At 42.0% G+C, this 12253-nt stretch carries 11 protein-coding genes; 9 read left to right on the forward strand and 2 right to left on the reverse strand.

All coding sequences use genetic code 11. The features are described from left to right. The first annotated feature begins 71 nt into the window (after nt 1-71). Nucleotides 72-788, forward strand: coding sequence for a GNAT family N-acetyltransferase (locus V1502_RS04995; protein ID WP_409253275.1), 717 nt, complete (start codon nt 72-74; stop codon nt 786-788). A 10-nt stretch (nt 789-798) separates the two neighbouring features. Here the strand turns inward: V1502_RS04995 and V1502_RS05000 are convergent, their stop codons facing one another. Beyond that, nucleotides 799-1914 (reverse strand): histidine kinase N-terminal domain-containing protein, encoded by a 1116-nt coding sequence (locus tag V1502_RS05000; RefSeq protein WP_409253276.1) that lies wholly within the window; start codon nt 1912-1914, stop codon nt 799-801. A gap of 384 nt (nt 1915-2298) precedes the next feature. On the opposite strand from V1502_RS05000, the gene V1502_RS05005 reads away from it, so the two are divergent. After that, nucleotides 2299-2763: a helix-turn-helix transcriptional regulator gene (locus V1502_RS05005; RefSeq protein ID WP_409253277.1), complete on the forward strand. Its 465-nt coding sequence runs from the start codon at nt 2299-2301 to the stop codon at nt 2761-2763. Between the two features lie 113 nt (nt 2764-2876). Here the strand turns inward: V1502_RS05005 and V1502_RS05010 are convergent, their stop codons facing one another. Then, the gene (locus V1502_RS05010) at nt 2877-3386 is read right to left on the reverse strand and encodes a universal stress protein (RefSeq protein ID WP_409253278.1); all 510 of its coding nucleotides are present in this window, start codon (nt 3384-3386) and stop codon (nt 2877-2879) included. 770 nt (nt 3387-4156) lie between these two features. Between V1502_RS05010 and V1502_RS05015 the strand changes: the two genes are divergently transcribed. The 7 genes from V1502_RS05015 (at nt 4157) to V1502_RS05045 (ending at nt 11373) form a co-directional block, all read left to right on the forward strand. After that, complete coding sequence (locus tag V1502_RS05015) at nt 4157-5428, forward strand: MFS transporter (RefSeq protein ID WP_409253279.1); 1272 nt, start codon at nt 4157-4159, stop codon at nt 5426-5428. A 296-nt stretch (nt 5429-5724) separates the two neighbouring features. Next, entirely contained in the window at nt 5725-6261 is a 537-nt protein-coding gene (gene sigY / locus V1502_RS05020) for an RNA polymerase sigma factor SigY (protein WP_409253280.1), read from the forward strand. Then, nucleotides 6242-6574, forward strand: coding sequence for a YxlC family protein (locus V1502_RS05025; RefSeq protein ID WP_409253281.1), 333 nt, complete (start codon nt 6242-6244; stop codon nt 6572-6574). The genes sigY and V1502_RS05025 overlap by 20 nt, the downstream gene beginning before the upstream one ends. Next, the gene (locus V1502_RS05030) at nt 6571-6783 is read left to right on the forward strand and encodes a sigmaY antisigma factor component (protein WP_409253282.1); all 213 of its coding nucleotides are present in this window, start codon (nt 6571-6573) and stop codon (nt 6781-6783) included. The genes V1502_RS05025 and V1502_RS05030 overlap by 4 nt, the downstream gene beginning before the upstream one ends. Next, nucleotides 6780-7094: a YbjQ family protein gene (locus V1502_RS05035; protein WP_409253283.1), complete on the forward strand. Its 315-nt coding sequence runs from the start codon at nt 6780-6782 to the stop codon at nt 7092-7094. Before V1502_RS05030 ends, V1502_RS05035 begins: the two co-directional genes overlap by 4 nt. Nucleotides 7095-7600: 506 nt before the next feature. Then, the gene (locus tag V1502_RS05040; protein WP_409253284.1) at nt 7601-9358 is read left to right on the forward strand and encodes an ABC transporter ATP-binding protein; all 1758 of its coding nucleotides are present in this window, start codon (nt 7601-7603) and stop codon (nt 9356-9358) included. Beyond that, a complete protein-coding gene (locus tag V1502_RS05045; RefSeq protein WP_409253285.1) occupies nt 9355-11373 on the forward strand; it encodes an ABC transporter ATP-binding protein in 2019 nt (672 codons plus the stop codon). Before V1502_RS05040 ends, V1502_RS05045 begins: the two co-directional genes overlap by 4 nt. Nucleotides 11374-12253 lie beyond the last annotated feature (880 nt).

The raw sequence follows: 12253 nt of genomic DNA on the forward strand, positions 1-12253 counted from the left end.
TAGAAATTAATTGGAACATCTTTCCCTATGAGTTATGCTGATAGCATGATAAATACGAGGGAGGGTTCCCTGTGGGCTGGAAGCTGCTTGAAGGAAAAGGATACAGGACCTTTGAATGGGATAGGATGGATGAGGGGATTACAAAGAAAGATATTGAGATATTGAAAGAGTCGTTCAAACGTAATCCTGAGAACAAGAAAGTGACCTTGGTAGTCCCAGCCGGCAGTATTGACTTTTCAAATTCGGTAGTTTTGCAAGATTTAGAATTAAGGAAGATAAAGACAAGAGAAGTTTATTATAGAAATATAATGAATGTAACAGAGGATTCTCACAGTTCCCTGGAATTCATTGCTGAACCGACACTGCAAGAGAGTTTAAGATGCCTAAGCTTGATTTTGGGAAATTCTGATGAAGCAAGCGGGCTGCTGGATGCGCTTTATGCTGAGGTGAAACCAGACAACTTCCGGATTTATATTGTAAGAAAAACAGGGGAGGATGCAGGCTTTTTCATTCCTCATATTGAGCCATATACAGAGTCGGAAGGCAGAATTTTTTACTTTGGAATCACCCCTGAATACAGGGGACTAGGGTTAGGTTCGATAATTCATAAATTTGCTCTGACGTCGCTGAGGCAGGAACTGAAAGCTGATTCGTATATCGGATCCACCGATTCGGACAACCTGCCAATGAAAAGGGTGTTCGAGAAAAATGGCTGTAGAAAGGTTGAGACCATTGAAATCTATTCCCAAGGTGAAACAAAGAAATCAGGCTATCTTTCTAAAACTTAAAAAGATAGTCCTATTCTCTTGCGGATAAGGTTATCACAAAGGAGGTGTACTCATCAGTTGAATGGCAGGTTAACTCTCCATTATGCTTCTCGACAATTTCTTTGCAGATAAAGAGACCCAGGCCTGTACCTTCATTCTTAGAAGTGACAAAAGGTTCAAATATGTTGGATAAAATTTCATCTGGAATTTTTTCTCCGTTATTGCTTATGGAAAGGGTGAAAAGGTCGTCGTGCAACTTGGATTCTATCCAGATTTTCGGTTGTTTTGTGCTGACACTCAAAACATCTATAGCATTAAAGATGATATTGATGATGACCTGCCTGAACTCTTCCTTCCAACCCCTCATCAGAAAATCTTTTTCAAGCTGCTTTTTGATAGAAACATTGACCTCAAGAATCCTGGGATAAAGGAAAGCAAGTGCTTCTTCAATTAATTCATTTAACGAAAAATCAGTTTTTTCAATGTGCACAGCTGATTTCTTTGACAGCAGCAAAAATTGAGAAATTCTGAAGTTTAGCTGATTAAGTTCATGAGAAATGATATCTAAATAAGACAAATCCGGATTTTCGGATTTTAAGAGCTGAATGAATCCATTGATGGATGTCAGGGGATTTCTGAATTCATGGACAAAACTGGAAGTCATTTTTCCGAGTAGTGAAAGCCTGTCTTCGTGATGGGAATCAATATATTCCTCTTTTTCTTTAATGATTTGATCCTTCATATGCGTATAGTGTGAAACTGTATAATAGGTGAACTTATCGAAAAAATAGTTGATCTTATTGACAACGCGCTGCAATTCCGCCCATTCGCTGCACAAGCCATCAAGGTTTTTAAGCGCTTCTGAACGGCCCAGATTCAGATTGTAAACAAATTCGCCAATGTTAGTGTCAGCTTCAAGCCGTTCTTTTGCAATCTGGAAAGCTTCGGCTTGAATATAGGAATCCCATTCAACTTGAGGCATTTGGCAGCATACAAGGAATACTTCATACACCTGTCTGCCTTTTTCGACAATTTGATCTTTTGAAAATTTACTATCAGAGGGAGAAAGCTGTTCCGCCCACCCTTTTAGAATTTCTTCTTTTTGGTTTTGAAAAAACTGAATCACTTCTTGTTTAACAGGAGACATGGTTTCACCTCAAATACCGGATATATTCTATATTGAAAGGGTTGGACATCTTATCTTCATATAATGGTTACATACAAAAAACCTCTACTCTTAATATATATTGAATGAAGGACTTTTTATAGGGGGAATTGGAAAAAACACTCAATTTTATCTAAAAATAGATTATTCATTCAAGGTAATCAGGATTATTTAACTAGATTACGGGCACAAGGAAAAAGGGTATCAATGAATGAAGAGGTCAATTGATCAATATGTTGTTATCAGATTAGACAAAAATTTATAGCAGGGTTGCAAAAACTATTATTTGATAAAAGTAAATTGGCAATGGAAATAAAAACAGTGTAAAATTACACCATAGAATGGATTGACTGGAAGGTGTGTGTTATGACAAAAGAGGAATTGATTCTGCTCGTATCCGAAAAATTGAAGATGATTCGGACTGAAGCGGGATATACACAGGATAAAATGGCCTCCGTCATTGGTGTCTCAAAAAAGACACTGGTACAAATTGAGAAAGGACGGATGGAAGCGGGCTGGACAACCGTAGTTGCAGTATGTGCTCTGTTTCGCAACAGTGAAACCCTGGTGAACTCTCTAGGCGGTGAACCGCTCGAAGTCATCGAAGTTGTAGCCAGAGAAGATGTTGATTACCGTAAAGAGAAAACGCTGGGCGGAAAGATTTGGTGGAAGGAAATCAATAAAGATGGAGGATTCATTCTTCAGCAGAACATCATCACCCATCATTATCGGATTCTGGATGAAGATTACTATCGCCTGTTTAGTACGTTTGATGAACAAAATGCTAAAAAACACATGAATGAATTGCTTGCCCAGCAAGATTCTAAATGAGAAAGAGGCTGTCACAGGAGGGGCCTGACTACATCACCGCCAATGACGCTACTAGTGGTCATGGAGGGTTGTTGGTGTCAGGTCCTGGTGAGACAGCCTCTTTAAAATGTAATTTATTTTACGATTAAGATACTGCTCGAACAATTGTGGGTTATTTTTTCGCTTACGCTTCCCAAGAACCATTTCTTAATACCTTTTTTATTGCTGTTCCCTACCACGATGATATCCACCTCATGCTCATTTGCATAAGTGCAAATGCTGTCAGCTTCCGATCCTGTAAGCAACTCATAATTTGCATGAACGCCTCTTGATTCTAAATCTTCCCTGACAGTCTTGAACTGATCTCCATTTTTATTCTTCTTAATCGGATGTCTGTCCTCAAGCTTATTATCGTAGCTGTGTGGAAGGTTCTGGGCTTCGAGGGAACTCAAGCCGGTGTTGACGACATCCAGTGAACGTGTGAATTGCTCACTGCCCTGCTCTTCTTTATATTCACTGCCATCCGTTACGTGAACGACAGTCAAATTTGCCTCCTTGTTATGTGCCAGCAGTTCCACCGCTTTTTCTACCGCTTTCCTGCTTCCATCACTGTTGTCATAAGCAAGCAAAATATTCTTGAACATCTGCTTTCACCTCTGATTTTTGAATTGATTATTTCCTTATAATGATTTATACCCAAGCTTCTCAGTTCGAGAAACTTAATTAATTTAAAAAAGGAATGATGGTACATTTGCAATGCTGCTCCATCATCCCTTGTTGAAAATTAGATTAGTGCCAGAATCGCTCCGATCACGACGATAGCTCCGATGATCATTAATATTGTACGAATCATGAAAACTCACCTCTGCTTTGGTTTAATAGAATCATTGTTAAAAAATTTATACTTTAAATTCGGATTTAATAGAGTAGTACCCCGCACTATATTTCTTTAAACATTGTAAATCCCTGTAAATCAACATCCTTTACTCCTTTAAAGCGCTAAGAGGGACTGTCCCTCTTAGCGCTTTAAAGGGACAGAGTGCGGGCAGGGGAAGTGTTGGACGCTTAAGTTGAAGAAAGGGGTAGTTAAAAGTAAGATACGACAGCCTTAAACAAAAGGCGCTTTCAAAAAAGTATAAAGTCTACAACATTTAGAGGACTCAAAGCTAGTAAAAACGTAATTTAAGAAGATGAACTGTTATGAGGAATCAATCAGAGAAGGTGAAGCAGAACCTCTATAAAGTGTGCAAGCACAAACGAGTTTTGCTATTCGGACCACTCTGGTTTTATTCCAGCCGGTCTCACAGCGAATCAGACTTGAGACGGAGAAATAAACCATCACAAGTCTCTGACACTTATCCCGCCATTTTCTTACAATAAAAGCAGGTTAAATAATTGGATGGGAGAAATCACAATGAAAAAGTTTAAGGAGATATTTCAGAATCCTGCGTTCACTAAGTTGTTTTTCGCAAATCTCACCTCTCATATGGGAAGTGTAATCGGTCTTACAGCTTTCATGTTTTACCTGCTCGACCGGTTTTCAGAGCAGCCGGTTTATGCATCATTAACGGAAATGATGTACTCAGTCCCGACCCTGGCCGTCTTCTTTCTGGTAGGGGTGTTTGCAGATCGAATGGACCGGAAGAAAATTGCGTATTACTGTGACACAATCAGTGCAATGTTATCAGTAGTCCTTCTGGGAGCCATCTATATCGGCTGGATGCCTTTCATCTTTTTTGTTCTTTTCTTAAGGAGTGCGGTTCAGAAATTCTTTTTCCCTGCGGAGCAAGGGATCATGCAAGGTGTCCTGACGAAAGATGATTACTCGACGGCAGCCGGGTTGAATCAGATGGTAATGAGTCTGTTTATGCTGTTTGGAAACGGCATCGCCATCTTGATTTATTGGATGTCAGGCATTTACGGAGCGGTAATCGTTGACACGCTGACCTTTATCATCAGCGCCATCTTAATAAAGAAATGCCAGGTACCCATTGAAGCCAGACTTCCAAACGGTCCTCATAAGTTAAAAGATCTCAGTTTTTCTTTTATCATGAGAGATTTTAAATTGGGCATGAAGTATATATTTCAGCACAAGCTTCTATTAAGTCTGATCGGCGGATTCTTTGTCTTTGGCATAGTGAATGGCGGATTCTCGGTAATGCCGATCTTCATTTTAAAGTATAAGCTGGCCCCGCAAACTTATGAAGAGTATTCCATTTTGCTGGGGGGTGCTTTTGGTGCGGGTGTTCTAATAGGAAGTGTCCTTGTGTCCATGCTGACTCAGAAGTTTAAGTTTCATCACTTGATAGTAGCAGGACTTACAATATCAGGAAGCTTCATTATCCTGTCTTCTTTTGCGACAACTACCTGGATGTTCCTGGCAGTGTTCTTCTTTGCGGCGCTTGGGCTTCCGCTCGTGAATATCGCAATTGGGGGCTGGATGCCAAGTATCATTGAACCCAAAATGATGGGTCGTGTCCAAGGCTGGATCAGCCCTCTTATGATGCTGTCGCAATCTATCACATTAGGATTTATCGCCTTCAGTTTCCCTGCTTTACTGAGCATTGAGCTGCTTTATTGGATTGTCGGAGGGTGTCTGATGGTCGTGGGGGGGTTCTACACCATCATCTTGCCGAAATTTATGAAAGAAACAGAAGATATCCAGCCTGCAGTTGTTTCCTCTTGAACGAAGGCTTAGCCCGACCAGGCAGGATACCCTTAGTCCGTTATCTTTAAGGACAACGGTAAGGTGAGTTGCTTCAGAGGAGCTGCAAAAGAAGCGATTGCAACAGTATGAGGGCTTTTCCTGGAGAAGCCCTTTTTACGTGTCATACTTCCATCTGGGAGACGGTAAAATAAAAGGAAAGATATCTGCAGCATGTCAGGTGAAAAAATAATACATAAAAAGTGAACGAAATCCTAAGTAAGACGTCTAATAGTTGAATCAGCTGATAGCTGAACAAAAAGTGAGGAATTTGAGGGATGGATGAAAAAGAGTTGATAAAAAAAGCCCAAAAAGGCGATCACAAAGCTTTTGCGGTTCTTTTTAAAGAGAATTACCCTTTCCTTGTAAAATATCTTGTCAAGGTGACAATGAACCGTGATCTGGCGGAGGAACTCGCACAGGATACGATGGCCAAATGTGTGGAAAAAATTCACCTGTACAATGGAAAATCTAAATTTTCCTCTTGGCTAATGACCATTGCGACCAATCGGTTTGTTGATTTACAGAGAAAACGAAAGAGAGAAAGGGACTGGCAGCAGGAAGAAATCAATTACCGCAAGATGAAATGGGAGATGCAATCCAAGCAGGAAGAATGGACTGCCCTTTTGGAAGCTTTGTCTACCCTTTCCGAAGAAGCAAGGCTCCCGATTGTCCTGAAGCATTATTATGGTTTTTCCTATGAAGAGATTGCCAATATGGTCAAACTGCCTGAAGGAACGGTGAAATCACGCATCCATAATGGAATCAAAAGCTTGAGGAAGGAGTTGAAAGTGGATGAAACAAGAAGAACATGAGCCAAAAAATGATTGGGACGACCTTCAAGCCCTTTTTGATGAGAGCTTTAAAACGATAGATAGAGAAATAGAAAATGGAACACCTTCCGATCATTGGTTTGAACAATTCACCTTAAATCAGCAATCGCAGCTTAAACATAAATATCGAAAAGAGCTGGGCGTCTTTATGGTAATAGCCGTCCTGATGATCAGTGTCATCCTTTTCGCTCTTTATAAAAGCATTGTCCTATTTGCCGCTATACAAGGGGCCGCCTTTATCGCTGCCGTGATATACAGCGGAGTGTCTTACATGAGACAGGTGACCCGAACATGACCCAAGAAGAACTTTTGACGCTTGTCCTTGTTGCACCCCTGCTTCTTGTGCAGAGTTTGTTTTTATTTACGGATGCCAGAAAGAGAGGTCATAAGTATTGGTTTTGGGGAATCTGGGGGTTAATTCAGTGTCCATTTCCCATTATCTTTTATTTTATCTTTGCCAGAAAAATTCTAAGGAAAAATAAAGCAGAGGGAGAATCAAAATGATTATTGTCACTACCGAAGCAGTGCCGGGAAAAGAAATTGTTGAATTAAAAGGGTTTGTGAGAGGCAGCACCGTCCAGGCAAAACATATAGGAAAAGATATCATCGCCAGCCTAAAAACCATAGTAGGCGGAGAGATCAGTGAATACAGTGAATTGATGGAGCAGGCACGCCAGCAGGCGGTTGAACGGATGATCAGGCAGGCTGAACACATGGGGGCCAATGCTATTGTGACAGTCCGTTTTGAAACCTCGGCAGTCATGCAGAATGCCTCTGAAATCATTGCCTATGGAACGGCAGTTGTTGTGGCGTAACACGTACAATTCCGGTTAGGTTTAAACTGTCCAGGCAAAGAGGGAAGTGCCGGAATACCATGAATAATCCGAAAACGGTGATTGACACTACCCAACCGTCATGGTAAGGTTATCAAGAATTAGAAAAATATTGAAAAAGGAGGGTTTCGTGATGAATGTAATTGTAATCAGCAAAAGAATTGGTTTTTCAAAAGAAATGAATCACGTAACCTGTCTGGAGTTCCATCCGGCCTTTTAAGAAGCCTTTATCACGAGACGACTTTGATAAGGCGCAGGTTACGTCTGTAATCTGTGCCTTTTTATGTCCACTGACATACTGCCTGGCGCGGTATGTCTTTTTTTTATTGCTCAAAATCTTTGGTGCCAACAGGATTGCCTGTTCACATATAAAATTTTTTAGGAGGAATGCAACATGTTGAAAGTAAGAATTGAAATGATGATGCCCATTGTGGAGACAGAAGGCGGATAGTAACAAAGAGAAACAGGAAAAGAAGGAGTGAACACAGATGTTTAGTATTTTAGGGAAGTTAAGCTGGTTTTTTAAAGAAAACTGGAAGAGATACACAGTTGCCATCGGATTATTGACTTTTGTCGGGATTCTTGATGTCCTGCCTCCAAAATTGGTTGGAATGGCAATTGATGATATTCAGGTCGGCGGGATGACCACAGGGACCTTGAGTCAATACCTTATTTGGCTTGCTGTTATTCTGACCGTTTCATACGCTCTTACTTATATATGGATGTATCAGTTGTTTGGCGGAGCGTTTCTCGTAGAAAGGAAACTTCGTTCAAAATTCATGGGGCATTTGCTGAAAATGACTCCCACTTTCTTTGAGAAGAATCGAACAGGCGACCTGATGGCGAGGGCGACGAACGACTTGAAAGCCATCTCTGTCACAGCAGGGTTCGGCATACTGACTTTGATCGATTCAAGTGTCTTCATGCTGACCATCCTTTTTACCATGGCGTTTTTCGTCAGCTGGAAATTGACACTTGCGGCTGTATTGCCGCTCCCTTTCATGGCCTGGCTGATGAAAATATATGGAGCAAGAATCCATAAACGGTTTACAGAAGCACAGGATGCATTCGGGGACCTGAATGACAAAGTTTTGGAATCGATTGCCGGAGTGCGCGTAATCAGGGCGTATGTTCAGGAAAGAGCGGAGGAAGAGAAGTTCGCCCGCATGACAGAGGAGGTTTACAGCAAGAATATCGAAGTGGCTAAAATCGACTCCTTATTCGAACCGACGATCAAGGTGCTTGTCGGCTTAAGTTATTTGATCGGGCTGGGATACGGGGCCTATCTTGTGTTCCATCAGACAATCACACTTGGCGAACTTGTGTCCTTTAATGTCTATCTCGGTATGTTGATCTGGCCGATGTTTGCAGTCGGAGAGCTGATTAATATCATGCAGAGAGGCAATGCTTCACTAGATCGGGTCCAGGAAACACTGAACTATGAAGAAGATGTCAAGGACCCACTCCAGCCGAAAATAGTCAGGGACCCTGAAGACGTGCGATTCGATGAAGTGAACTTCAAGTATCCTTCTTCCAAGGTCAATAACTTAAGCGGCATTAACCTGAAGTTAAGAAAAGGAGAAACACTGGGAATTGTCGGCAAGACCGGAAGCGGAAAAACAACTCTCATCAAGCAGCTGCTGAGGGAATATCCGCTTGGAGAAGGAACCCTATCTATAAATGGAGTACCGATTGAAGAGCAAAAGCTGCAAGATGTCCGCGGGTGGATTGGATATGTTCCTCAGGATCATGTACTATTCTCGAGGAGTGTCAGAGAGAACATTTTATTCGGGTGCGAGAATGCCACAGAGGCAGACTTGGAAAAAGCGATTGAATTGGCTGATTTTAAAAAAGACCTGGAAATGCTGCCGGACGGCCTGCAGACGCTTGTAGGAGAAAAGGGAGTGGCCCTGTCAGGCGGGCAGAGGCAGAGAATCTCCATTGCCAGGGCTCTGATTAAGAACCCTGACATTCTTATACTGGATGATTCCTTGTCTGCGGTGGATGCGAAAACAGAGGCGAAAATCATTGATAATATCCGCCGGGAAAGAAGCGGAAAAACCACCATCATTACCACCCACAGGCTGTCTGCTGTGGAACATGCAGATTCGATTATTGTCATCGATAAAGGCGTGATCATTGAAGAGGGTAATCATGAAGCCTTGCTGCAGAAAGGCGGCTGGTATAAAGAACAAAATGACCGCCAGCAAATCGAGGAGTCCTCGTTTGAGGAGGTAAAACTATGAGTGTAGGAAAACGATTATTGAATTACGCATTGTTATATAAAAAGGTCATTCTTGCTGCCCTGCTGATGCTGACTGTGTCAGTGGCGGCAGACTTGGCAGGACCATTCATAGCCAAGAAAATGATTGATGAACATATCCTCGGGATAGAAACGAACTGGTATCAAACAGAGGAAGGAAAAGATGCCGTTCAATATAGGGGGAATTGGTATAAACGGGAAAAGTATTTTACAGACACCGAAACAAAGGGTGAAGAGGTTCGCATCCTCTCAGTCGGCAGGGAATATTATTTTATTCCCGAGCCAGTTAGAGGGACCGGGGAACGCACAATAGAAAATGGACAATTGATCATAACCAGGGGGGATTCAACCTCAGCCTTTGATGCAGAGAAACTATCGGCTGCCGAGCTGATCGAGTTTTATCATCCGGAGATACCGCGCATCATTATGCTGCTTGCCCTCTACTTCGGCTTGCTTGTAGCAGCATCATTCTTCCAGTATGGGCAGGGGTTTTATTTAAAGAAAGCGGCTAACCGTGTCATACAAAAGATGCGGTCCGATGTGTTTGAACATATACAAAGGCTGCCGATCCGTTACTTTGATAACTTGCCAGCAGGGAAGGTAGTGGCTAGAATCACCAATGATACAGAGGCTATCAGGGAACTTTACGTTACCGTATTATCTACTTTTTTTACCAGCATCATTTATATCACAGGTATCTATATTGCGCTATTTATCCTGGATGTAAAACTGGCGGCCATCTGTCTGCTGCTGTTGCCGATCATAGCGGTATGGATGATTCTTTATAGAAAGTATGCATCCAATTACAATCAAGTTATCCGAACGAAAGTCAGTGATATCAATGCCATGATCAACGAATCGATTCAGGGTATGAACATTATCCAGGCTTTCCGCAGAGAGCAAAAATCGCAGGAAGAATTCGAAGAACTGAATGAAACCCATTATCAATACCAGAATAAATTGCTTAGTTTGAACTCCATGACCTCCCATAACCTTGTCGGAGTACTGAGAAACATCACCTTTGTCGCATTCATCTGGTATTTTGGAGGAAGTGCCATGGGAGTTGGTTCAGTCGTTTCACTCGGTGTGCTCTATGCTTTTGTCGATTACATCAACCGTTTATTCCAGCCTGTGACAGGGATCGTCAATCAGCTTGCCAATTTGGAACAGGCACTTGTAGCGGGGGAGAGAGTCTTTGATCTTTTGGAAGAAGAGGGAATAAATGTTGAGGATGAAAGGATGGAGCGATACAAAGGGGATGTTTCTTTTAAAAATGTCTACTTTGGATATAAGGAAAATGAGTATGTTTTGAAAGATATCTCGTTTTCCGCCAGCCAGGGGGAGACCGTAGCACTGGTAGGCCATACCGGATCGGGGAAAAGTTCCATCATGAACCTTCTCTTCCGATTCTATGACTGCAACGAAGGGGAAATCTTGATAGACGGGCAGAATATTAAAGATATCCCTTATCAAACAATCCGTGAACACATGGGGATCGTGCTTCAGGACCCTTACTTGTTTACAGGGACGATCGCTTCAAATGTGAGTCTGGACCATCCACAGATTTCGCGGGGAAAAGTAGAGGCTGCCTTGAATGCGGTTGGTGCCAAGAAAGTATTTCACAATCTTGAGAACGGATATGATGAACCTGTAATCGAAAAGGGAAGCACATTATCTTCCGGCCAAAGACAATTGATTTCCTTTGCCAGGGCATTGGCATTCGACCCGGCCATCCTTATCCTGGACGAAGCGACATCGAGTATCGACACCGAGACAGAGGCCATGATACAGGAAGCGATGGAGGTCCTGAAGCAAGGACGAACGACCTTCATTATCGCCCATCGGCTTTCAACTATCAAAAATGCTGACCAGATCATCGTGTTGGACAAAGGATCCATTGCGGAAAAAGGCTCACATGATGAACTGATGGAATTGAAGGGCCGCTACTATCAAATGTATGAGTTGCAGCAAGGAAAGCAGATAGAGCAGGCGGGTTAGGTAAGGCAAAGGTTTAGTATCCTATGAGTAAGCTTGGATGCAGCACGTTTTTAGGTGACAGTGTAAATAGCAGCTAAATGAATGGAGTTATTTTATTTCTTTCAATGTTGGTGGTTCTTCATTGTTAAGGAATGAAATGGCTCTTTTTTTGCGAGATTATCTGGCATATAAGCTTTAAATTGATTTGAAGCATTTATTTCTGCACGGGGAGAAAGTAGAGAATGATGTAGGAATCAGGGGCTGATTCCTACATGAATGCGAAGTTGGTGGGGAGTGATGTATGAAAAAAGGTGTAATTCATACATGAACTGCCTTGCAAGGGTGAAATGATGTATGAAAAAGGGTGAGATTCATACATGAGATGGCTTGCATGGGTGAAATGATGTATGAAAAAAGGTGTGATTCCTACATGAGAAGCCAAGCAAGGGTGAAATGATGTATGAAAAAAGGTGTGATTCATACATGAACTGCGTGGCAAGGGTGAAATGATGTATGAAAAAGGGTGTGATTCATACACGAACTGCGTGTTAAGGGTGAAATGATGTATGAAAAAGGGTGTGATTCATACATGAAAAGCCTTGCAAGAATGAAATGATGTATGAATCCTACATAACTCGGATAGGGGTTACCTGGCAACTGGGAGTCTAGTATAAAACAAGGTCCAGACGACAACTGAGCTGGACAGTAAGAAGTGAATCTGCAAAAGTCCATTTAGTAACCCGGTGCTCGCTTTCATAGCAGCGGACAGGGTTAATCAGAGTATTAAGTAATCTATAATCAGGGCTCACTAATCCAACCAGGCTCTTTTAATAGACCTTATATGGTCCTAACAACTCCATTACCTCAGCGAAACAAAGTAGCACCTATGTAGCATCAGAAT

This window comes from Rossellomorea sedimentorum (assembly GCF_046237645.1).
Classification (GTDB): domain Bacteria; phylum Bacillota; class Bacilli; order Bacillales; family Bacillaceae_B; genus Rossellomorea; species Rossellomorea sedimentorum.